Source organism: Nocardia sp. NPDC051463 (genome assembly GCF_040681975.1).
Taxonomy (GTDB): Bacteria; Actinomycetota; Actinomycetes; order Mycobacteriales; family Mycobacteriaceae; genus Nocardia.
In genome coordinates this window covers 1,121,691-1,142,613 of sequence record NZ_JBFBAB010000001.1, presented here as the reverse complement: position 1 = coordinate 1,142,613, position 20,923 = coordinate 1,121,691, and the positions used below count along the sequence as shown (strand labels likewise).

At 66.8% G+C, this 20,923-nt stretch carries 22 protein-coding genes; 12 read left to right on the top strand and 10 right to left on the bottom strand.

What is annotated here, in order from left to right:
* Positions 1 to 229: 229 nt before the first annotated feature.
* Positions 230 to 532 (top strand): DUF4193 domain-containing protein, encoded by a 303-nt coding sequence (locus AB0M74_RS05210; RefSeq protein ID WP_062988999.1) that lies wholly within the window; start codon positions 230 to 232, stop codon positions 530 to 532.
* Between the two features lie 19 nt (positions 533 to 551).
* Here AB0M74_RS05210 and AB0M74_RS05205 read toward each other — a convergent pair whose 3' ends face one another.
* A complete protein-coding gene (locus AB0M74_RS05205) occupies positions 552 to 1,085 on the bottom strand; it encodes a DUF3093 domain-containing protein (RefSeq protein WP_364901780.1) in 534 nt (177 codons plus the stop codon).
* Between the two features lie 52 nt (positions 1,086 to 1,137).
* On the opposite strand from AB0M74_RS05205, the gene dut reads away from it, so the two are divergent.
* Positions 1,138 to 1,635, top strand: a complete 498-nt coding sequence (gene dut, locus AB0M74_RS05200; protein WP_364901778.1) for a dUTP diphosphatase — start codon at positions 1,138 to 1,140, stop codon at positions 1,633 to 1,635.
* 5 nt (positions 1,636 to 1,640) lie between these two features.
* Positions 1,641 to 2,624 carry a DUF3710 domain-containing protein gene (locus AB0M74_RS05195; protein WP_364901968.1) on the top strand — a complete coding sequence of 328 codons (984 nt, stop codon included), beginning with the start codon at positions 1,641 to 1,643 and terminating at the stop codon, positions 2,622 to 2,624.
* A 282-nt stretch (positions 2,625 to 2,906) separates the two neighbouring features.
* On the opposite strand, the gene AB0M74_RS05190 is transcribed toward AB0M74_RS05195, so the two are convergent.
* Complete coding sequence (locus AB0M74_RS05190) at positions 2,907 to 3,602, bottom strand: alpha/beta hydrolase (protein ID WP_364901776.1); 696 nt, start codon at positions 3,600 to 3,602, stop codon at positions 2,907 to 2,909.
* Positions 3,603 to 3,731: 129 nt separating this feature from the next.
* On the opposite strand from AB0M74_RS05190, the gene AB0M74_RS05185 reads away from it, so the two are divergent.
* From AB0M74_RS05185 to AB0M74_RS05175, 3 genes are all read left to right on the top strand, one after another.
* Entirely contained in the window at positions 3,732 to 4,109 is a 378-nt protein-coding gene (locus AB0M74_RS05185; protein WP_328403479.1) for an OB-fold nucleic acid binding domain-containing protein, read from the top strand.
* Positions 4,110 to 4,112: 3 nt separating this feature from the next.
* Positions 4,113 to 4,895, top strand: a complete 783-nt coding sequence (locus AB0M74_RS05180) for a DUF3159 domain-containing protein (protein ID WP_364901774.1) — start codon at positions 4,113 to 4,115, stop codon at positions 4,893 to 4,895.
* Between the two features lie 242 nt (positions 4,896 to 5,137).
* Positions 5,138 to 5,770 (top strand): sigma-70 family RNA polymerase sigma factor, encoded by a 633-nt coding sequence (locus tag AB0M74_RS05175; RefSeq protein WP_364901772.1) that lies wholly within the window; start codon positions 5,138 to 5,140, stop codon positions 5,768 to 5,770.
* 40 nt (positions 5,771 to 5,810) lie between these two features.
* Here the strand turns inward: AB0M74_RS05175 and AB0M74_RS05170 are convergent, their stop codons facing one another.
* Both AB0M74_RS05170 and AB0M74_RS05165 read right to left on the bottom strand, forming a co-directional pair.
* The gene (locus AB0M74_RS05170; protein WP_364901770.1) at positions 5,811 to 6,482 is read right to left on the bottom strand and encodes a TrkA family potassium uptake protein; all 672 of its coding nucleotides are present in this window, start codon (positions 6,480 to 6,482) and stop codon (positions 5,811 to 5,813) included.
* 2 nt (positions 6,483 to 6,484) lie between these two features.
* Entirely contained in the window at positions 6,485 to 7,150 is a 666-nt protein-coding gene (locus AB0M74_RS05165) for a TrkA family potassium uptake protein (protein ID WP_364901768.1), read from the bottom strand.
* 237 nt (positions 7,151 to 7,387) lie between these two features.
* Here AB0M74_RS05165 and AB0M74_RS05160 point away from each other — a divergent pair, with 237 nt between their 5' ends.
* Genes AB0M74_RS05160 through AB0M74_RS05150 form a run of 3 tightly spaced genes read left to right on the top strand, consistent with a single transcriptional unit; the run spans position 7,388 to position 11,088 of the window.
* Entirely contained in the window at positions 7,388 to 9,379 is a 1,992-nt protein-coding gene (locus tag AB0M74_RS05160; protein ID WP_364901766.1) for an APC family permease, read from the top strand.
* Positions 9,376 to 10,758, top strand: coding sequence for a TRAM domain-containing protein (locus tag AB0M74_RS05155; protein ID WP_364901764.1), 1,383 nt, complete (start codon positions 9,376 to 9,378; stop codon positions 10,756 to 10,758). Before AB0M74_RS05160 ends, AB0M74_RS05155 begins: the two co-directional genes overlap by 4 nt.
* A gap of 30 nt (positions 10,759 to 10,788) precedes the next feature.
* Positions 10,789 to 11,088: a DUF1330 domain-containing protein gene (locus tag AB0M74_RS05150; RefSeq protein ID WP_364901762.1), complete on the top strand. Its 300-nt coding sequence runs from the start codon at positions 10,789 to 10,791 to the stop codon at positions 11,086 to 11,088.
* 4 nt (positions 11,089 to 11,092) lie between these two features.
* On the opposite strand, the gene AB0M74_RS05145 is transcribed toward AB0M74_RS05150, so the two are convergent.
* The 3 genes from AB0M74_RS05145 to glsA all read right to left on the bottom strand — a co-directional run bounded on the left by AB0M74_RS05145 (position 11,093) and on the right by glsA (position 14,667).
* A complete protein-coding gene (locus tag AB0M74_RS05145) occupies positions 11,093 to 11,896 on the bottom strand; it encodes an enoyl-CoA hydratase (protein ID WP_364901761.1) in 804 nt (267 codons plus the stop codon).
* Positions 11,897 to 12,083: 187 nt separating this feature from the next.
* Positions 12,084 to 12,770, bottom strand: coding sequence for an SIMPL domain-containing protein (locus AB0M74_RS05140; RefSeq protein WP_364901759.1), 687 nt, complete (start codon positions 12,768 to 12,770; stop codon positions 12,084 to 12,086).
* 79 nt (positions 12,771 to 12,849) lie between these two features.
* Positions 12,850 to 14,667: a glutaminase A gene (glsA, locus tag AB0M74_RS05135; RefSeq protein WP_364901966.1), complete on the bottom strand. Its 1,818-nt coding sequence runs from the start codon at positions 14,665 to 14,667 to the stop codon at positions 12,850 to 12,852.
* A 322-nt stretch (positions 14,668 to 14,989) separates the two neighbouring features.
* Here glsA and dxs point away from each other — a divergent pair, with 322 nt between their 5' ends.
* Both dxs and AB0M74_RS05125 read left to right on the top strand, forming a co-directional pair.
* Positions 14,990 to 16,885: a 1-deoxy-D-xylulose-5-phosphate synthase gene (gene dxs, locus AB0M74_RS05130; protein WP_364901758.1), complete on the top strand. Its 1,896-nt coding sequence runs from the start codon at positions 14,990 to 14,992 to the stop codon at positions 16,883 to 16,885.
* Positions 16,886 to 17,197: 312 nt separating this feature from the next.
* Positions 17,198 to 17,419, top strand: a complete 222-nt coding sequence (locus AB0M74_RS05125) for a hypothetical protein (RefSeq protein ID WP_364901756.1) — start codon at positions 17,198 to 17,200, stop codon at positions 17,417 to 17,419.
* Positions 17,420 to 17,796: 377 nt separating this feature from the next.
* Here AB0M74_RS05125 and AB0M74_RS05120 read toward each other — a convergent pair whose 3' ends face one another.
* Positions 17,797 to 18,387 carry a CGNR zinc finger domain-containing protein gene (locus tag AB0M74_RS05120; protein ID WP_364901754.1) on the bottom strand — a complete coding sequence of 197 codons (591 nt, stop codon included), beginning with the start codon at positions 18,385 to 18,387 and terminating at the stop codon, positions 17,797 to 17,799.
* A 103-nt stretch (positions 18,388 to 18,490) separates the two neighbouring features.
* On the opposite strand from AB0M74_RS05120, the gene AB0M74_RS05115 reads away from it, so the two are divergent.
* A complete protein-coding gene (locus AB0M74_RS05115) occupies positions 18,491 to 18,907 on the top strand; it encodes an SRPBCC family protein (RefSeq protein ID WP_364901753.1) in 417 nt (138 codons plus the stop codon).
* 45 nt (positions 18,908 to 18,952) lie between these two features.
* Here the strand turns inward: AB0M74_RS05115 and AB0M74_RS05110 are convergent, their stop codons facing one another.
* Positions 18,953 to 20,236, bottom strand: coding sequence for a ribonuclease D (locus AB0M74_RS05110; RefSeq protein ID WP_364901751.1), 1,284 nt, complete (start codon positions 20,234 to 20,236; stop codon positions 18,953 to 18,955).
* A gap of 22 nt (positions 20,237 to 20,258) precedes the next feature.
* The gene (locus AB0M74_RS05105; RefSeq protein ID WP_364901964.1) at positions 20,259 to 20,810 is read right to left on the bottom strand and encodes a DUF3000 domain-containing protein; all 552 of its coding nucleotides are present in this window, start codon (positions 20,808 to 20,810) and stop codon (positions 20,259 to 20,261) included.
* Positions 20,811 to 20,923 lie beyond the last annotated feature (113 nt).

Below are 20,923 nucleotides of genomic sequence, written 5' to 3'. Positions count from 1 at the left end.
CGAATCACCGGCGGCGAAAATGGTGGTCGGTCGCGGGAACAAGTAGGGCATGTCCTGCGTTCACCAGACGCTATCAGTGATGGATCGAATGGGTCCGACCTGATAGGTGACCGGTGCACGTGTGATGTGCACCACCGGCGGGGCGGTGCGGGTCAGTGCGATTCCGAGAGGAATCGGGACTGATGCGGCCGGTCCGGGATATACGGAGTAAGGACGAGGGGAAGACGACATGGCAACCGACTATGACGCACCGAGGCGCACCGAAACCGACGAGGTGTCGGAAGATTCGCTGGAGGAGCTGAAGGCTCGTCGCAACGAGGCACAGTCCGCCGTCGTGGATATCGACGAATCCGATACCGCGGAGTCGTTCGAGCTTCCCGGCGCGGACCTGTCCGAGGAAGTGCTGACAGTTCGAGTGATTCCGAAGCAGGCCGATGAGTTCACCTGTTCCAGCTGTTTCCTGGTTCATCACCGGAGCAGGCTGGCCAGTGAAAGCGGCGGTCAGTTGATTTGCATGGACTGCGCCGCCTGATCTCGTAGCGAGATCGAGGTCAGCCCGCGCTCGGCACGCCAGGCTCTGTGCCAGGTATGCCAAGCGCGGCAAGGACCCGTTCGGGCCGTCGCGTACTGACCAGCCAGTACGGCGTCGGATCGTCCGGGTCGTCGAGCACGAGCACAACCATCGGCCCGATCCACGGCCGATGTTGTACATAGGCGGCCGGGTCGAGTTGGCGACCCAGCGCCGCGCTTTTCGCTGTCGGCGCGACAGCCGCCGCGCGGGCCACGAAGGTCGCGGGCAGATGTGCGCGATCGACGCGCAGTTCTGGCGTGCCGGTCGAATCCGGTGCAACCTCGACCCGATGGCGGCTCAGCCACAACAGCACCCACACCGGCACCGGGAACAGCGCCACATACGGCAGCCACGCCCGGACTCCCGGTGCGCCCATATGAATTTCGGCGGCAAGCAGCCCAGTGATGGCGAAGGCCACCGGCCACCACCACAGCGGCACCCACAGGCGTTCGCGGTAGAGGTGCTGGCTGTTGTTTTCGTGGTCCGTCGTCGCGGGATTGGGCTGGTCCGACACGACTCAACACTAAGTCACGGTGGTCAGCGGCTTACGCGTAGGCTCGATCAACGTGAACGCACTTTCACCCATACCCTTGCTGCGGCTTGATCCCGGCATCCCCATGCCCACGCGTGCCCATCACGGCGACGCGGGCGTGGATCTGTGCACCACGGAGGACGTCATTCTGGAGCCGGGCGAGCGGGTGCTGGTCGGCACCGGCGTCGCCGTCGCGTTGCCGGTCGGCACCGTCGGCCTCATCCATCCCCGGTCGGGCCTCGCGGCCAAAACCGGGCTGTCGGTGGTCAATACCCCCGGCACGGTCGACGCGGGGTATCGCGGTGAAATCAAGGTGTGCCTGGTCAATCACGACCTGCGCACCCCGATCGAGCTGCGGCGCGGTGACCGGATCGCGCAGCTGCTCGTGCAACGAGTGGAGCTGGTCGATTTCGTCGAGGTCGACACGCTCGACGACACCACGCGCGGCGCCGGCGGGTATGGCTCGAGCGGCGGCCACGCGAGTCTGACCGCGCAGGCCGATGGGGTGGGCTCGGCGGGTAAGGAGGCATGACAGCAATGTTCGGAAGGAAGAAGAAGTCCGACGACCGGTACGCCGATGACCTGTACGACGACGCGGCAGAGTACATCGACGCCGAGTACGCGCAGCCGGGCTACGACGACGAGCCCATCACCGACGAAAACCCGATCATCCCGATCGACGAGCCCATCACCGATGAAAACCCCATTATCCCAGCCGGTTACGTTCCGGCTGCGTACGCCGCGGCCGAATACGACGACACCGACTACGACGACACCGACTATGACACCGACGACGACTACTACGACGACGACGATACCGACGCGCAGAAGTCCGGTCCCTACGACTACGGCGACGTCGCCGAGCTGCTCGAGGATGTAGCCGACCAGCGCCTCGACCTCGGATCGGTGATTCTGCCGGTGCCCCCGGGCGGCCAGCTGCAGGTCGAGATGACTCCCGACGGCACCCCGCAGGCGGTGCACCTGGCCACCGAACACGGGCGGATCACTGTCGCGGCCTACGCTGCGCCGAAGTCGGCAGGCCAATGGCGCACGGTGGCAGCTGATCTCGCCGAATCGCTACGCAAGGACGGCGCCAGGGTCGCGGTCGAGACCGGACCGTGGGGGCGCGAGCTGCTCGCGATCACCGAGGGTGCCGACCTCCGGTTCATCGGAGTCGACGGGCCACGCTGGATGGTCCGTCTCGTCGCCGCGGGCCCGGCGGGCGCCGCCGACGCGGGTGGACCGCTGGTTGCGGCCGCGCGAGCCATCCTCAGCGAGACTGTGATTCGTCGCGGCGACGACCCGATGCCGGTGCGTGAACCCCTCGCCGTAGTGCTGCCGCAGCAATTGGCCGAGCAGCTCGCCGCCGCGCATCAGCAGCAAGTGGAGGCGCAGCAGCAAGCCGCGGCCGCCCAAGCCGCAGCCCAGGCCACGCCCACCGCGGTGATCCCGCCGCGGATGCCGCAGGAACCCCGTCGTGGCGCCGATGGATCCGCGATGCAGCAGCTCGGTTTGAACTGATCTGTGTTGGGTTGGCAGCGCCTGCGGCGCTGCGTGTTCGCGGCTGTGTTGGTTTTTGCAGCGCCTGCGGCACTGCGTGTTCGCGGCCCTCAAGGCTCGCGTCCGAGCGGCCGAGACTCGCGACTGCGTCGCGTGCGCTTCGGCCACTCGGACGCGAGCCGGCCGCGAACGGTCGCTCGTAAGACTCGCTCCGCCCAGTGCACTCGCTCCGCCCAGTGCGCCGAAGCGAATGTCGCTCGTGTTGTTCGCTCCCTCGTGGTAGGCCGCGGCTGTCAGCGTCGCTCAGTTGAATGCGGCCAGTCCGGTCTTCCCGAGGATTGCCGGATCTGTGCCCAGCTCGGCGAGGGTGATCCGGATCAGTTCGGAGCGCGGGATCAGCGCGGCCCATTCCTCGGCGACCGCGAGCGGGTGGACCGGGTCGTCGATCGCGGTGACCAGGGCGACCGGGACGTCGAGGGTGGCGAGGCGCTGGGTGTCCGGCCACTTGTAGTCGGCGGCTTCTTCCAGCGCGTCGGGCAGCTGCGGCCACTGGGCGCGCCAGGACTGGGTAAGCGCATCGGCCAGCCAGCGTGGGCTGCTCGCTCGCATCCGCTCGATCACCGCGTCCAGACCGTCGGCCCGCAACTGTGCGGCCGTTGCGGCGGCGCTGAGCGCGGCAGGGCATGCGGCGGTGTCGGATCCGGTCCACGCAGGTAGCGCCGCGACCACGCCGACGACGGCGTCGGGGTGTTCGGCCGCCCATTCCACCGCAATCGCGGCGCCGAGAGAGATTCCCGTCACCAGCACCGGTCCGGAGTGGGCCGCGGCGTCCAAGGCTGCCCGGCACGATGCCACGACGGCGCCCGGGTCCGGTTCGACAGCCAGGAACGCAGTTTTGCGGGCTACGCAGGCAGGTTCGAATGCGCGGCGCGCGAAGTCGGCGTCGGATCCGGTGCCCGGCAGCGCGACGACAACCGCGGGAGAGAGGGTCTCGAACATCGGACCGAGCGTAGCGGGGGCAGGGTTGCCCATCTACAGTGGCGGGTATACGGCCACTAGCCGGTCGTTACCGGAAAACCACGATGGCGTGCAACCCACGTCGTCTTGCTCCATGCAGGAGAGCGTGCAATGCCATCCGCTGCCTCAGGTTATTTTCGCCGTTTGGGCCGCAGACTGACCGAGGACCTCGATCGGTTGGACGCCGAAGAACTCGCCGAGACAGCAGATGCCTCGGGAGCATGTCGGGCATCGGAGTGTCAGCGCGGTGACGAAGCCACCATGCTCGGCCGACTCCGGAGTGTCGAGGCGTGTCCGAAGTCCGCGGGCGCGAGTGTTCAGGCAGAATTCTTCGACGGCACCGACGCCATCACCTTGGTGTGGATCGGGCGCAGGCGCATTCCCGGGATCGAGCCGGGCAGGCGCATCCTGGTCCGTGGCCGGGTCGGCGACCGCGACGGCCGCAAGGTGATCTACAACCCCTACTACGAATTGCGCGGGAACAGCTGACGTATGCCATCGAGCAACGAGAACACCGCCGACAAATCGATCGATACCGGAATGCGTGAGCCCGCCGAACCCGGTGCGGTGGCGGAGGATGCACGGCGCACCGCCGGCGATTCCGGTCGGCACCGGCAGGCAGACCACGCACGACCGCTCGACGAAACAGCGGATACGGTCGAGCAGACACTGCTCGAGCAGCTGGGCGGCTTCAGTGGCCTGATCTATTCGACGCTGCCGGTCCTCGTGTTCGTCCCCGTGAACACCTTCGCCGGTCTCACGGCGGCGATCTGGGCGGCCCTTGGCGTGGCCGCCGCGATTCTCCTCTGGCGGCTGATACGCCGCAGCCCGATTCAACCAGCTATCTCCGGTTTCCTCGGTGTCGGTATCTGCGCGTTCATCGCCTACCGCATGGGTGAAGCAAAGGGCTTCTTCCTGTTCGGCATCTACACCAGCCTCGTCTATGCCGGCGTCTTCTTGGCGTCGATGCTGGTGCGCCGGCCGTTGGTGGGTGTCATCTGGGGTGTGTTGAACGGACACGGCTCCGATTGGCGGACCGATCGGCATGTGGTGCGCCTCTACGATGTCGCGACTACTACCTGGGTGCTGGTGTTCGCGGCGCGCTACCTGGTGCAGTCGCAGCTCTACGACTCCGACCACACCGGCTGGCTTGCCGCCGCCCGCATCGCGATGGGGTGGCCGCTGACGGCGGTCGCGCTGGCGGTCACCGTGTGGGCGGTGCGCAGGGCCGGGCACACACCGGTCCGCCGGGCGACTACTGCCGAAGCTGCCTGAGACCTGGCGCGGGCGCGGCCCGAGAGTTCTCACGGTCGCACGGGCTAGGGGTGCCGCGACTGTCGTGGTCCCGTGCGACCGGGTTAGCCGCGGGGGACTCCGGGCGATTCACACCGGGGTGCGGTAACAGGCACCGCGGAGGTGGGGCAGTACCCACCCTGGGGTTACTGGTTGGAACGCCGAGTTCATCAGACGATCGTTGCGAGACAAAAAAGCGCAACATCGGCGAAAGGACTCGGAAGATGGCTACCGAGCACAACATTGCGGCACTGTCGAAGACCCGCAGCCACCACAGCCCGGCACTCTCGGAGAGTCGCCGAATTTCGGCGGAGCTCGACACCTTCATCGGACCCGCCGCTGCGGGCGACCGACAGGCCGTCACCGAGATCGTGCGCCTGGTCCATCCGCTGGTCCGCCGGTATTGCGGTGCGCGCCTCGGCAATACCTCACACCTGCACGTCACCGTCGACGATGTGGTGCAGGAAATCCTGATGGCCACCGTCAACGCCATCCCGCGCTACCGGGATCAGGGAAAGTCGTTCCTGGCCTTCGTGTACGGGATCGCGGCGAACAAGGTCGCCGATGCGTTCCGGCGTTCGCAGATGCACCCGAGCTACCCGGTGGCCGACGTGCCGGACGCTGTCTCGACCGCGGCGGGCCCGGAGGAATGGGCGCTGGCGTCCGAACGTCGTGACGTGACAAGGGAATTGATGAAGATCCTGGCGCCCGCGCACCGCGAGGTGCTGGTGATGCGGATCGTGCTCGGCTGGAGCGCCGCGCAGACCGCGGAAGCGATCGGCACCAGCCCGGGCGTGGTTCGCGTGATGCAGCACCGCGCGCTCAACAGGCTGCGCGCCGAGCTCGCCGCTGCCTGACACGGCCGGACCGGTGTTCGCATCCGGCCGTATCGGGGTGTTACGGCTTGATGCCGTGGTGGGCCAGCGCCACCCGCAGATCTTCTTCGGCTTCCACGGAGGTCACGAACAGCAGCTCGTCGTCGCCCTCGAACGGGTCGTCGGGCTGCGGGACGATCACCCGGCCGCCACGCAGGATCGTCACCAGGGCGGCGTCGCGCGGCAGGGTGAGCGTGCGCACCGGCTTGCCTGCCAGCGCGGTGTCGGCCGGCAGGGTGATCTCGACGAGATTGGCCTGACCCTGCCGCAGTGTCATCAGCCGGACCAGGTCGCCGACCGACACCGCCTCCTCGACCAGCGAGGCCAGTAGCCGTGGCGTCGACACGGCGACGTCGACGCCCCAGGAGGAGTCGAAGAGCCACTCGTTGCGCGGGTCGTTGACCCTGGCCACCACGCGGCGCACCCCGAACTCGGTCTTGGCGAGCAGGGCATGCACCAGATTTGCCTTGTCGTCGCCGGTGGCGGCGATGACGACCTCGTAGGTCTCCAGCCCCGCGTCCTCGAGCAGTGCGAGCTCACAGGCGTCCGCATGCACCCACACCGCGTCCGGGATGGCGGTCGGGTCGATGTGGTCGAGCTGACGTTCGAGCAGCATCACGCGGTGGCCGCCGCGCAGGAGCTCCCTGGCTATCGATCGGCCCACGGCGCCGGCTCCGGCGATCGCCACTTTCATGTTCAGTCCTCGCTTGCTGGGGGCTTACCGGCCAATGCGACGGCCTCGCCGACGCTGCCGGAGGTGGCGGCGACGTAGACGATGTCGTCGGCCTGAACCATGGTCTTGCTTTCGGGCAACAGTCCTTGACCGAATCGGATGATGAACGCCACCCTGGCACCGACCGTGCGTTCCAGTTCGCGCACCGTGCGGCCGTACCACTCATCGTGCAGCGTCAGCTGGGCCACGGCGACCGTGCCGGTGGGGTCGCGCCACGTGGTGGTGCCGCTGTCGCCGATGAGTGCGGTGAGGAACCGGTCGGTCGTCCACGGCACCGTGGCGATCGTCGGAATACCGAGACGTTCGTAGACCGCGGCGCGTTTCGCATCGTAGATGCGGGCGACGACGCGCTCGACGCCGAAGGTTTCGCGAGCAACGCGCGCCGAGATGATGTTGGAGTTGTCGCCGGAGGACACCGCGGCGAACGCGTCCGCACGCTCTATTCCGGAGCGAATCAGCACGTCCCTGTCGAAACCGACCCCGACGATCTGTTCGCCCGGGAAGTCCTCGCCGAGGCGCAGGAAGGCACTCGGGTCCCGGTCGATCACCGTGACCTCGTGACCTACCCGGACCAGGGCGCGTGCCAGCGACGAACCAACGCGCCCGCACCCCATGATCACTACGTACACCGTGCAACCTCGTTCCTGGAAACGATCCAACAGCCGGACAAGGTCCGTCGACGCCTGCGGCGTCGAGCCGAGCGAAGGCGATGCAGCCGTTCGTGCCGTTCGGTCTGCTTGTCTTCGGCAAAACCGTACCCGCCGAGAGCGTCCATGGCCCACTTTCCCCCTCTGGCCGGAAGTCAAACCTGCGACGCGGGCCGCCCCCAGGCGCGATCAACCGTTCGGGGATCTATGCTCGCTCCAGTGTCCAAGTTGACGACGGCAGCGAAACGGGTGCTGCTGGGTAGGCCTTTCCGGAGCGATTCGCTGGGCCACACCCTGCTGCCGAAGCGAATCGCGCTCCCTGTGTTCGCCTCCGATGCCATGTCGTCGGTCGCGTACGCGCCAGAGGAAATCTTTCTGACCCTGTCGGTAGCCGGAATTTCGGCCTATGTGTACGCCCCGTGGGTCGGACTCGCGGTCGCCTTCGTCATGGCCGTGGTGGTGGCCAGCTACCGACAGAACGTGCATGCCTATCCGTCCGGTGGTGGTGACTATGAGGTTGCCACCACCAATCTCGGCCCCAATGCCGGGCTCACCGTCGGCAGCGCACTGCTCGTCGACTATGTGCTCACTGTCGCGGTGTCGATTTCTTCCGCGGCCTCCAATATCGGGTCGGCGATCCCGTTCGTGGATACGCACAAAGTGTTGTTCGCTGTGGTCGCCATCGCTGTGCTGACCGCTATCAACCTGCGTGGCGTGCGCGAGTCGGGCACCGCGTTCGCGATTCCGACCTATGCGTTCATCATCGGTATGTTCGCGATGCTCGCGTGGGGGCTGTTCCGAATCTTCGTCCTCGGTGACGACCTACAGGCGGAGTCGGCGGGCTTCCAGCTCAACGCCGAGGAGGAGCACCTCTACGGTCTTGCCTTCGCCTTCCTGATCGCGCGCTCGTTCTCTTCCGGTTGTGCCGCGCTCACCGGTGTCGAGGCAATCAGCAACGGGGTGCCCGCCTTCCGGAAACCGAAGTCGCGCAATGCCGCGACCACGTTGCTGATGCTCGGCACCATCGCGATCGTGCTGTTGATGGGCATCATCATCTTGGCCCAGAAGATCAATATCGTGTACGCGCACGACGTGTCCGAACTGTCCGGTGCGCCTGCCGACTACCACCAGAAGACGCTCATCGCGCAGCTCGCCGAGACGGTGTTCCACGGCTTCCCGCTCGGCTTCTTCTTCATCACCAGTGTGACGGCACTGATTCTCGTGCTCGCCGCCAATACGGCGTTCAACGGATTCCCGGTGCTCGGCTCGATTCTGGCGCAAGACCGCTATTTGCCCCGGCAGCTGCACACCCGTGGCGACCGGCTGGCCTTCAGCAACGGCATTCTGTTCCTCTCCGGTGCCGCCATCGCGTTCGTCGTGCTGTTCGGCGCCGAGGTGACCAAGCTGATCCAGCTCTACATCGTGGGTGTGTTCGTGTCGTTCGTGCTCAGCCAGACCGGCATGCTGCGGCACTGGACCCGCTTGCTGCGCACCGAAACCGATCCGGCGCAGCGCGCCAGAATGAAACGCTCCCGAGTGATCAACGCGATCGGGCTCAGCGCGACCGGTGCGGTGTTGGTCATCGTGCTCATCACGAAGTTCTTCGCCGGGGCCTACATCGCGATCTTCACCATGGTCGCGATCTTCGTGGTGATGAAAATGATTCGCCGCCACTACGACTCGGTCTCGCGCGAGCTGGACGAACACGAGTGGGACGGTGTGCTGCCCAGCCGTTCACATTCGATCGTGCTGGTCTCCCGACTACACCTGCCGACACGCAGGGCGTTGGCCTACGCCCGTGCCACCCGCCCGGACACCCTGGAGGCGGTGACGGTGAATGTCGACGAAGCCGACACCAGGGGGCTGGTCCGGGAGTGGGAGCAGAGCGATATCAATGTGCCGCTCAAGGTGATCGAATCGCCGTACCGCGAAATCACCAAACCGGTGCTCGATTACGTGAAGCGGGTGCGCAAGGATTCGCCCCGTGATGTGGTGACGGTATTCATTCCGGAGTACGTCGTCGGACACTGGTGGGAACAGGTGCTGCACAACCAGAGCGCGTTGCGGCTCAAGGGCAGGCTGCTTTTCGAACCGGGAGTGATGGTGACCAGCGTGCCGTGGCAGCTGAGTTCCTCGACCCGGGCACGGCAGGCAGGCGTGATCAACGCGCCGGGTGCGGTGCGACGTGGGTACGAGGACAGGACCGGATGACCGACTGGCGCAACACCACCTTCGAGGTGCGGCTCGGCCCGCCGGGACACGGCGGCTTCTGTGTGGCCCGCCACGACGGCCGAGTGGTTTTCGTCCGGCACGGACTGCCCGGTGAGTTGGTGCGGGTCCGGGTCACCGAGGACCGCGGCGGTTCGTTCTGCCGGGCCGACGCGATCGATATCCTCGAAGCATCAGGAGATCGGGTTCCCGCGACCTGCCCGGTGTCGGGGCCGGGCGGTGCCGGCTGCTGTGACTTCTCCTTTGCCACACCGGCAGCGCAGCGGGAATTGAAAGCGATGGTCGTCGCCGAGCAACTACGTCGGATCGCCGGCGTGGAGCGCGACATCACAGTGGAACCGATCACCGGCTCCGCCGACGAGATCGGTGGTTGGCGTACCAGGGTTCGATTGGTGGTGGATGCGCAGGGCAGGGCCGGAGTCCATCGGCTGCGCAGCACCGAGGTGATCGCCGATCTACGCTGCCCGCAACCGGTTCCCGGCGCGTTGGACGGGGTGGCCGAGCAATCCTGGACGCCCGGTGCGGATCTGGTGATCGCGGTCGACGGCGACGGCGTGCGGCATATCGTCGAACTCGAGGTGCCGGTTTCGGCGGGTGGTCTCGGGGACGATCGGCGCGGCGGCGAGCGGCCACGGAGCAATGAGCGTGGCGGCGAGCGGCGTGGCAGGCGCGATAGTGGGCGACCCGACCCGCGGGCGCTGCGCAATGGTGCGGCGCAGGCTAGCGAACGGCGCAGCGCATCGGCACGTCGTGCGGCGACACTTGCGCCACGCGAGGAGTCGGTACTGGAGGGCAGCGGTCGGGCGGTCGAGTACGTGGCCGGTCGTCGGTGGGCACTATCGGCGACCGGCTTCTGGCAGGCACATCATGGTGCCGCGCAATGCTATTCGGACATTGTGGCCGACTGGTCCGGACTCGGCTCCGGCGATCTTGCCTGGGATCTGTACAGCGGCGCCGGGGTTTTCGCCGCCCGGCTGGCCGAACAGGTCGGTCCGGACGGTTCGGTGCTCGCCGCGGAATCCGCCCGCGTCGCTGTCGCCGACGGCAACGCGGCCCTACTGGACCTGCCCTGGGTGGATCTGCGGGCGGACCGGGTCGAGCGCTGGCTGAGCGAACAGGGCAGTGCCGCACCGGAAGTGGTGGTACTCGATCCGCCGCGCACCGGCGCGGGCAAGGAAGTCGTCTCGGCACTGACCGAGCACGATCCCGCCCGGATCATCCACATCGGCTGCGACCCGGCCGCTTTCGCCCGCGACCTCGGGCTCTACCAGTCGGCGGGCTACCGGCTCACCCGACTGCGGGCCTTCGACGCGTTCCCGGCCACCCACCATGTCGAATGTCTTGCGCTGTTGGAGCGTTGATCGTACGGTTGGCGGCATAGAGTCGCGCCCATGACCGTGTACGTCGTCGCGCAGCTGAAGTTCTCCGATCGTGCCGCCTATGACCGCTATCAGGCGCGCTTCATGGATGTTTTCGGTCGATACTCCGGCACGTTGCTTGCTGCCGATGAGCACCCGCAGGTGCTCGAGGGGCAATCGGATCGGGAGAAGGTGGTGTTGATGTCCTTCCCCGACGAGTCGGCGTGCCAGGAGTGGGCGCAGTCACCGGAATACCTGAAGATCTCCGAAGACCGTCATGCCGGCGCGGAGACGGTGACCTTACTGGTGAAAGGTCTCGGGCACCGGACGTAGTCGGTCAGTCTTCGTAGTGGGGCGGTCGGCGGTCGCGGCGCGCGCGGATCGCTTCGTCGAAATTACCGGTGGTGAGGCGGACGTAGAGCTGCGCCATACCCTCATGCTGCATCTGGGATTCGAAACTGCCCGCCTCCATGCCGCTCCACAACATCCGTTTGGTGAGTTCGGTGCCGACCCGACTGAAGCCGATGATCCGTTCGGCCAGGTCGTAGCAGGTCTCCAAGAGTTTCGCGGTGGGAACGGTGCGGGAGACCAGGCCGATGCGCTCGGCCTCGGCGGCATCGACGTCGCGTCCGGACAGCATGATCTCGAAGGCGCGGGAGGAGCCGATGGCACGGGGCAGCAGGTAGCTGATACCCAGTTCCGCCGACGTGAGCCCATTGTTGATTCCCGCCGCCCGGAAGTAGGCGTCCTCGCCCGCGATCCGGATGTCGGTGGCGACGCTCAGGCAGAAGCCACCGCCGATTGCCGCGCCGTTGATCGCACCGATGACCGGTTGGTTCATGCGGCGCAGGGTGATCATCACGTCGTTCAGCAGATCCATCGAGCGCCGCGCGACGCTGGTGACGGTCAGCCCCTCGGTACCGGGCACCTTGCCCGCATTCTGTAGATCCGCGCCGGAACAGAAACCATGCCCTGCTCCCGTGAGCACCACGACCCGCACGTCGTTGTCCGCACTGACCTCCTCGAGCGCCTCGCGCAGCGGAATCATCACCTCGAAGGCCATTGCGTTCATCCGGTCCGGCCGGTTCAGCGTCACCAGGGCGACGTGTGGGCGCGGTTTATCGATCAGCACGAACGACATGCGCAATCCTCACCGGCGGCCGTGACGGGGCCACCGATTTTCAATATAGGTGATGACCTCGTCGTGCCGTGGCAAATCCGACCGACCGACCGGGTTTCCAGAATGCGTTGCCGCCCAGTACATCTCGCGGCGGTACCACGTCCTGTCGTGGCCGTTGTGCTGCTAGAAGTCGGTTCGGGGTCACGGTCTAGTCGAGCTGCCAGGTGGCGCGGATCGCGGCACTGATTTCGGATTCGCCGAGCTCGACCGGCACCGGAGCCGCGCCGTACGCGGCGTCCAAGGGGGCGGACATCGCTTGGAGGCGAGGGTATGCCGGCGGAGCCGAGGTGGTGTTCTCGGTGATTTCGAGCACCGGCCCGAGCGTGCGGCCCGCGTGTGCGGCATATTGCTCGGCCTTGGCGAGGGCGTTGTCCCATGCCGCGTCGCGCGCCCGGGTGAGCAGGCTTTCTTGGTCGGCGAAGGTCAGGGTGAGGCCGCCCAACCGGACATCGTCGCCGCCCGGATCGACGGCGTTGGCGATGATGGTGGCCGGTCCGGGGTCGGCATGCTCGCCGATATCGCGCAGCACCACGGTCAGGTCGGTCGTCGCGAGATAGCCGGTGATCTTCGAACCGCCACCTTCGATCCAGACGGTCTCGGTGCGCACCGATAGGCCACTCGTGGCGATGTCGGCTCCCGAAACCCCATCCGAGCGTAGCGAATCGGTGAGAGCGGCGACCCGCTCACCGGCCTGCCCGTACGCGAGCGCGACCTTGCTCGCCCGCGTTTCGATCGAGATGGTCACGCGCATGAGATCGGGAGTGGCGCGGGCGCTGCCGCTTCCGAAGGTGGTCACCGTGCCCGCGGCGGCTTCGTCGGATTTCTTTTTGCTCACGGCGCTCTCCTGACTCGGTGGGATCGTGGTCTCGCAGAACTCAACGGTCGATACCGCGCAAATGTCCCCGCCCGCGAACTCAATAGTCGACGCCGCGCACCGCGATCGCGCGCACGGCAGCGTCCATCTGCGCGTATGCGCCCGCGGCCAGGCGCTCGAGCAGGGCAAGTTTCAGCTCGGGCGCCTTCTCGGTCAGCACGTCGAACCGTTCCGGGCTCAGCACCGCGACCCGCACACCGCTCTCCGCGCGGGCTTCGTTGACGAACGGTGTGCCGACCAGCATCGGGATCTCGCCGAATGACATCCCGGCCGACAGCGACACCAACCGGTGGGTGTGCCCGTCGGCGCCCTCGAAGGTGATCCGCACCCGTCCCTCCAGGATCAGGTACAGACCCGAGCGGGTGCTGCCGCGGCGCGCGATCACTTCACCGCGGGCGATGGTGCGTATCTCGAAGTCCTTTGCCAGTCGCGCCCGATTGTCGGGGCTCAGTGCGGCGAGCGCGGGATGGTCCTCGATCGAGAGGGAGGTGCACGCCGGTTCATCAGCGGGCCGGTGGTGGTCGAGCACGATGTCCTCACACCATTCGGTGGCGGTGTCGCGGTCGATGAAGACGCGTCCGCGCGGGTCGTACGGAACCAGGCTCGACACCAGGTGGCCCATCTTGCCGTCGGGATCGACGATGGCGACGCGGCAGCCCGCCGCGGCGAGTTCGTTCTGCAGTTCGTCGAGCATGTGCACTGCGATCTCGCTCACCTCGCCCACCCGGCGCAGGTCGACGACCAGCGCCGTCAACTCGCCCGACTGCTCCTCGATGGCCCGCACGGCACGTTCCGCGCCCGCGAACAGTAGGTCGCCGTGCAGTTCATACACGCGAGCGCGATCACCGTGCTCGGCGAGCACCTCCATCTCGCGAGTGGTGCGCCGCAGCCGCGAGGGCGCCTCGGCCACCGAATACGCGGCCCGGATCGCGGTGCGACCGGATCGCGTCACGTGCAGGAAGTGCAGTTCGAGTCGTTTCGACAGCGCACGGCAGGCGGCGACACCGCGCACGCTGTTGCCGTGCTCATCCAGCCGAGGGGAGTAGACGGCGATCCCGATCTGACCGGGCAGCACTGCGAGTATCCCGCCGCCGACACCGCTCTTCGCGGGCAGTCCGACGGTGGTCACCCAGTCGCCCGCGGCGTTGTACATGCCGCAGGTGGTCATCACGCTGAGCACCTGCTCGGTCGATGCGACCGACAACGCGCGCTCATGGGTCACCGGGTTGAGACCGTTGTTGGCCAACGTCGCCGCCATCAGTGCGAGGTCGCGGCAGGTGACATCAATCGAGCACTGTCGGAAATACCGATCGACCGCCTCGTCCGGATCGGAATCGATGATGCCGAAGGAGCGCAGCATGTAGCCGATGGCGCGATTGCGGAACCCGGTGCGCGCCTCGGAGGCGTACACCGCTTCGTTCATGGTCAGCTCGCGTCCGGCGAACCGGGAGTAGCAGTGTCGAATGCGTTCGAACTTGTCGCGGGGATCGTCACCGCTGACCAGGGACGCAGCGGTGATGGCGCCCGCATTGATCATCGGATTGCGCGGGCGCTCGGTCATCGGGTCCAGGCTGATCTCGTTGAACGGCTCGCCGGAGGGTTCCACGTCGATGCGCTCGGCGACCGCGGCGGGGCCCTTGTCGGCCAAGGCGAGTGCATAAGTGAACGGTTTGGAAATGGATTGGATGGTGAAGATGGTGGCGACATCGCCTGCGCCGTAGAACCGGCCGTCCGCGGTGGCCAGGCACACCGCGAACGAATCAGGTTGCACCGCAGTGAGTTCCGGAATGTAATCGGCCAGTGCACCGGATTCGTCGGCGCGGTACAGCTGGTACACATCGGCGACCAGGCGTGCCACGACGCCGGGTTCGACCGTCTGTGGAACCTTCTGCTCGGGCTCGGCCACAGGATCACTGTAGGCGCGGTAGCGTATGTGCCGTGGTCGATCCTTCGTCCGCTGAGCGTGTGTCTTCGGATGGGTTTCCTCCGATCGCCGCGCCGCGGTTGGACCTTCGCTCACCCTCGGTTCCCCGGACAGGTGCTTTTCGTCCGGTGATTCGTGTGGAGACTCACATTTCAGCGCCATGTCGGCAGGTGGCGTGCCGTCGTCGTGCGGGGGCGCCACCGCGGCTCCGTAGACTGTTCGGATCAGATGCACTATCCGGAGGGAGCGAGTTCAGGTGGGAGTGCTTTCCCGGGTCGATGCGCCCGAAGACCTGCGCCGGCTGAACGTGGCCGAGCTGCGGGAGCTTGCGGCGGAGATTCGCGAGTTCCTGGTCGAGAAGGTCGCGGCGACCGGCGGTCACCTCGGACCCAATCTCGGTGTGGTGGAACTGACCATCGCCCTGCATCGGGTCTTCGACTCGCCGGCCGATCCGTTGATCTTCGACACCGGGCATCAGGCCTATGTGCACAAGATCCTGACCGGCCGCAAGGACCAGTTCGATTCGCTGCGCACGCGGGGCGGGTTGTCGGGCTATCCGAGCCGGGCCGAGAGCGTGCACGACTGGGTGGAGTCCTCGCACGCTTCGGCGTCGCTGTCCTACGCCGATGGCCTCGCGAAAGCGTTCGCGCTGACGGGCCAGGATCGACATGTGGTCGCGGTCGTGGGTGACGGCGCGCTCACCGGCGGCATGTGCTGGGAGGCGCTCAACAACATCGCCGGCGCTCCCGATCGTCCGGTGGTCGTGGTGGTCAACGACAACGGCCGCTCCTACGCGCCCACCATCGGGGGCCTCGCCGATCGGCTGACCGCGCTGCGCACCCAGCCTGCCTACGAGCACGCGCTGGATGCGGGCAAGCGGATCCTCAAGAGCATCCCGCGTGTCGGCGAATCCGCGTACTCGATGGTGCACGCGGTGAAGGCCGGGATCAAAGATGCCGTCAGCCCCCAGGAGCTGTTCAGTGATCTCGGACTCAAGTACGTCGGTCCGGTCGACGGTCACGACGGTGTCGCGCTGGAAGCAGCCCTGCGCAGGGCGAAGGATTTCGGCGGTCCGGTCGTCGTCCATGTGGTGACGCAGAAGGGCCGCGGGTACTCACACGCCGAGAATCACGAAGCCGATCAGATGCATGCGTGCGATCCGATCGACCCGCTGACTGGCCGGCCGCTCGGCGCCAAAGCTCGCGGGTGGACCGCGGTGTTCTCCGAGGAACTGATCGCGCACGCGGAACGCCGCGACGACATCGTCGCTATCACTGCCGCCATGCCGGGCCCGACCGGGCTTTCGGCATTCGGTGAGCGTTTCCCAAACCGGATGTTCGACGTCGGTATCGCCGAGCAGCACGCCATGGCCTCGGCCGCGGGCCTCGCGCTGGGCGGCATGCACCCGGTGGTCGCCATCTACTCCACCTTCCTCAATCGCGCCTTCGATCAGTTGCTGATGGATGTCGCCCTGCTGAAGCAGCCGGTCACCGTGGTACTCGACCGCGCAGGCATCACCGGGAACGACGGCGCCAGCCACAACGGCATGTGGGACCTCTCGGTGCTCGGCATCATCCCCGGCATCCGCGTGGCCGCCCCGCGTGATGCGAGCACCCTGCGCGAAGAACTCACCGAGGCGCTGGCCATCAGTGACGGCCCGACCGCCATCCGCTTCCCGAAGGGCAGCGTCGTCGAAGATATTTCGGCCGTCGAACGCCTCGAGGGCGTCGACGTCCTTCGCCTGCCCGACCGGGACGGCGGCTCCGCGCAGACCCAGCGTGGCGACGTCCTGCTCGTCGCCGTTGGCCCCTTCGCCGAACTCGCGCTGCAGGTAGCGGATCTGCTACAGCCAGAAGGTATTTCGATCACCGTCATCGATCCGCGCTGGGTCCTCCCGGTGTCCGACACCATCGTCAAACTCGCCGAAAACTACCGCCTTCTTGTCACTCTCGAAGACGGCGGCCTGCACGGCGGCATCGGCTCCACCATCTCCGCCCGCCTCCGCGGCGCGGGCCTGGATGTCCCGACCCGCGATCTCGGTGTCCCCCAACACTTCCTGGATCATGCCTCGCGCAGCGAGATCCACGAGGAATTGGGCCTGACCGCCCCCGACATCGCCCGCCGCATCACGGGTTGGCTCGACGCCCGCTGATCGCGTCGGCGACCCGCCGCCTACTACCCACCATGAGGTGAGTGGCACGTCATCGTACGTGCCACTCGCGATGTGCCATTCAACGCCGGGGACACCCCGGCAGGTTCCGACGGAACCGAACAGCCGTCCATGCGTCGATACGAGTGAACAGAACTCGAAGATCTTGGTAGGGAACGACGTTGGCGATCGCGTCGGATACGGGCGCACCGCTACCATTTCCCCCTGGCGGGTGGTGTGACTGCGGGAGGGCGATGATGGGTATCGAGATTCCGGAGTACCTGTTCGTCGGAATCCGAACCGGGGGTGGCGCACGTGAGCGGTGACGCGCAAAACCTGAACGTCGATCCGGAGCGGATCCGCACGCACGCGACGAACGTCGAAAAGCTGAGCGTCCCACTGGCACAGGCCTTGGAAGCAGCGCGGGCAGTTTCGGCTCCCTCGGACGCGTTCGGCAAGTTGTGCGTGGAGCAACTGTTCGTGGACCGGCCTGAAGCGCTGCGCTTGTTCCGCGCGTCGGGGAGCTGGGCGGGGTGACCACCTGATCATCAAGTTCCAGGTGTCTTTCGGCGCCGACTGGAAATTCGTGTGATTGTGGCCGACGCCCCGATCGAAGAGCAAGCCGCAGGATGGCCTCATGCTCACCTCGGCATGCGGCCGCCGGTTCGAAATCCGCTTATCACCAGCGTCGAGAAGGCCTCCCCATGGTGCGTGGGCCCATCAGATCCGGATCACCGGCGACACGGTTCTCCAACGAGTTCTGACATCCGGCTGGCTGGACGCGGCGCTCGACTGCGGCATCGAGCCGATCCGCAAGCGGCCGGCCACTTATTGCGGCGAGTGGGATGTGGCGGTGGCCGCTGTGGGCGTTTTGTCGCAGCCATGTCCCGCTCGGGCGAGAGTGGGCTCAGCGACTATCGCATGGAGTTGCGGCGGTGGGACGCACGGACTTTCACGCGGTTGCCGCAGACGTTCATTGAGCACCAGGTGCGGCCGCGGTTGCGGGAGTGGTCGTAGAAGGCCCAGCGGCAGCTCGGTTCGCGGCAGGTTTTGAGGCGCGGCCAGGTGCCTGCGGCGACAGCGGTGGCGATGTCGGCGAGCAGGGTGGCCAGGGCGGTGTCGACCGATCCGTGGGTGGCGGGCACCAGGGTCGGGGGCGTGCTGGCGACGTCGAGTGTCAGGGGGAGTTCTGCGGTCATGGCCGACAGTTCGGCGTGTGCTGTGGGGGCGAGTCCGTCGGGGCGTGGGCTGCTGACGGGGTCGGCATTGTTCTGGGCGAGCAGGGCGCGCAGTCCTTCTCGGACTCGGGCCGCGCGGTCGCGTTCGTGCGCGGTGACGGCGGTGTGTCGGGACAGTAGTGCGTGGTCGTGCAGCCAGGTGGCCAGCTCGTCCGGGGTGCCGATGGCGTCGCCGTCGGCGCGGCGGGTGTTCACGAACTCCACCAATCGACGCATCGCGGCGGGCGTGAGGTCATCGGCGGCCGTGGTCTCGGCTCTGGCGGACATGAATACATGGTAACTACCCATTGACGATAGAAGGTTAACTAACTACCGTTTCCCTAACGCTAGTTATCAGGCTTTCGGGGTCCTCACACAGGAGAGTTGCGTCATGGGATCGATCAAGAAGGAGATCGTCGTCGAGGCTCCCGTCGACGACGTATGGGCGATCATTCGTGACTTCGGCCAAGGCCCGATTCGCATGGCGCCCGGCTACGTCACAGAGTGTCGGCTCGATGGTCCCGGAGTTCGGGTGGCCACGTTCGCGAACGGAACGGTGCTGCGTGAGCGCCTGGTCGCGTTGGACGAGGCGGAGCACCGCTTCGTCTACTCGATTGTCGGCGACAGCGTCACGCCGGTGCACAACAATGCGTCGATGCAGGTCTTCCCGCATGACAACGGCAGCCGGTTCGTCTGGATCCACGACGTGTTGCCCGACGAACTCGCGGTTGCGTTCGGTGTAGGTATGGATGAAGGTTTGCGGGTCTTCAAGAAAACCGTCGAAGGCGCGGTTACCGCCGAATCCTGACCTGTTGTGCGCCTCGCCGGTAGGCGAATGATGCGGGAAAAGTCGCTACGCGTCGTGCGGTTCCGGCGTCAGCGCCGCCGTCAGTCGAGGTACCGCCAGTTCCCGCTGCCACGGCCGCGCGCCGCCCGATTTGAGGAATCCGTCGATGGCCGTCGCCAGGTCGGCGGGTGAATCCGGGATGCGGTCATAATCCGGCAGCCCGTCCCAGCACAGTCGCCGCACCAGGTCGGGGGAGAGCAGGTTCTCCACCGGAATGGCGTGTTCGGCGGAGAGCTCACCCATCTCGGCACGAGCCCTGGTCAGCCGGGCTGCGGCAGCGGCATCCCGGCGTTCCCACCGGTTCACCGGAGGTGGCCCGTCGAAGGGCTGAGTCAATGGTGGCAGCTCACTGTCGGGCAATGTCCGACCGCGGTCGACAGCGGCGAGCCACTCCCTGGAGTATCGCCGCTGCCGTGGCCCGCCGAAGACCGGCAGCGCCCGCAGCTGGGCGATGGTGCGCGGCTCGGTAGTCGCGGCGGAGATGATCGCGGAGTCCGGCAGGATGCGCGCGGGCGCGACATCGCGGGATCGCGCCAACCCGTCCCTGGTGTTCCACAGTTCGCGCACGATCGCCAGCTGCCTGGTGCGGCGCAGTTGGTGGATGCCGGAGGTGCGCCGCCACCGATCGGCCTTCGGCGCACCGGGCTCGGTGCTGCGAACGTGCTCGAATTCCTGTGCGGCCCAATCTGTCTTGCCCTGCTCGTCGAGCGCTTTCGCGACTTCGTCACGCAGTTCCAGCAGCAGCTCGACATCGAGCGCGGCGTAGTTCAGCCACTCATCGGGCAGCGGCCTCGTCGACCAGTCCGCCGCGCCATGGCCTTTGCGCAACGCCCTGCCGAGCAGCTTCTCGACCATCGCCGCAAGTCCGACGCGTTCGAAACCGGCCAGCCTGCCACCCAATTCGGTGTCGAACAGCCGCGCGGGACGCAGACCGAGTTCGGCGAGACCAGGCAGGTCCTGGTCCGCCGAATGCAGTACCCATTCGAGGTCGTTGATCGCCTCGGCCAGCGGGGCGAGCTCATCGGTCACCGGAATCGGGTCGATGAGGAAGCTGCCCGCTCCGGCGCGGCGCAGTTGGATCAGGTAAGCGCGGGCAGAATACCGGAAACCGGACGCACGCTCGGCGTCGACCGCCAACGGGCCGGTGCCCGCGGCGAGGCGGGTAGCGGCGTCGGTGATCGCGCGTGCGGTAGCCAGCACGGGCGGAACGCCCTCCGCGGGCACCAGCAGCGGCTCCGCTGTGTTGTCTTCTGCTGGGCTGCCCTGGTCGGACTCGTCTGCTACCGGCATAAAGCTGAACTTTACGTGGCGGTCAGATGTGGTCGTTGCTGGTATAGGACTCTGGCCGCAGATGGGTGATGCCGGCGGGCGGCAGCCCGGCCGCGTAGGCGAGCACTTCGCAGAACGCTTCCACATGTGGCCGCATGTCGGTGGTGACCGCAGTCCACGATGCGCGCAGCTCCAATTGGTGCGCCCGCGGCGGCCCGGCGATGTCGCCGTAGCGCACCGAACTCGTCGAGGTGACTGTGCCGCCCAAGGCCGTGAACGGCTCGGTGCGCGTTTCGAGTGCGTCCACCAGCCAACTCCAGGCGACCTCCGGGAGCAGCGGGTCGGTGGCCAGCGCGCCGTCGATGTCGGCCTGGATATAGGCGACCAGACGGAACGTGCCGTGCCATGCGTCGTCGCCGTCCGGATCGTGTAGGAGGATCAGCCTGCCGAACGCATCGCCCTCGGAATCAATTGGCACGACCGCGGTTTCGGGGTGTTTGACTTCGGCGCCGAGCGCGTACGAATAGGGGGCAAGGCGTTGCGGCGGTCGGATCGGTGCCAGCTCGATCCGAGGGTGCACGGCAGCGGTGGCCATCGCCTCGACCGCGGCACGAAATTGAGCTGGCTCATCGGGTCCCTCGGTCGGTGCGGCTCCGTCGCGGAAGTCGAGCGGTGTCACGAAGGCGACGGTAGACCTAGTCCTCCCGA

Bases quoted from the DNA above. Each gene is read 5' to 3' on its own strand.
- AB0M74_RS05210 (WP_062988999.1), top strand. From the start codon at position 230: ATGGCAACCGACTATGACGCACCGAGGCGCACCGAAACCGACGAGGTG.
- AB0M74_RS05195 (WP_364901968.1), top strand. From the start codon at position 1,641: ATGTTCGGAAGGAAGAAGAAGTCCGACGACCGGTACGCCGATGACCTG.
- AB0M74_RS05190 (WP_364901776.1), bottom strand. From the start codon at position 3,602: ATGTTCGAGACCCTCTCTCCCGCGGTTGTCGTCGCGCTGCCGGGCACC.
- AB0M74_RS05185 (WP_328403479.1), top strand. From the start codon at position 3,732: ATGCCATCCGCTGCCTCAGGTTATTTTCGCCGTTTGGGCCGCAGACTG.
- AB0M74_RS05180 (WP_364901774.1), top strand. From the start codon at position 4,113: ATGCCATCGAGCAACGAGAACACCGCCGACAAATCGATCGATACCGGA.
- AB0M74_RS05175 (WP_364901772.1), top strand. From the start codon at position 5,138: ATGGCTACCGAGCACAACATTGCGGCACTGTCGAAGACCCGCAGCCAC.
- AB0M74_RS05170 (WP_364901770.1), bottom strand. From the start codon at position 6,482: ATGAAAGTGGCGATCGCCGGAGCCGGCGCCGTGGGCCGATCGATAGCC.
- AB0M74_RS05155 (WP_364901764.1), top strand. From the start codon at position 9,376: ATGACCGACTGGCGCAACACCACCTTCGAGGTGCGGCTCGGCCCGCCG.
- AB0M74_RS05150 (WP_364901762.1), top strand. From the start codon at position 10,789: ATGACCGTGTACGTCGTCGCGCAGCTGAAGTTCTCCGATCGTGCCGCC.
- AB0M74_RS05145 (WP_364901761.1), bottom strand. From the start codon at position 11,896: ATGTCGTTCGTGCTGATCGATAAACCGCGCCCACACGTCGCCCTGGTG.
- AB0M74_RS05120 (WP_364901754.1), bottom strand. From the start codon at position 18,387: ATGTCCGCCAGAGCCGAGACCACGGCCGCCGATGACCTCACGCCCGCC.
- AB0M74_RS05115 (WP_364901753.1), top strand. From the start codon at position 18,491: ATGGGATCGATCAAGAAGGAGATCGTCGTCGAGGCTCCCGTCGACGAC.
- AB0M74_RS05110 (WP_364901751.1), bottom strand. From the start codon at position 20,236: ATGCCGGTAGCAGACGAGTCCGACCAGGGCAGCCCAGCAGAAGACAAC.
- AB0M74_RS05105 (WP_364901964.1), bottom strand. From the start codon at position 20,810: ATGGCCACCGCTGCCGTGCACCCTCGGATCGAGCTGGCACCGATCCGA.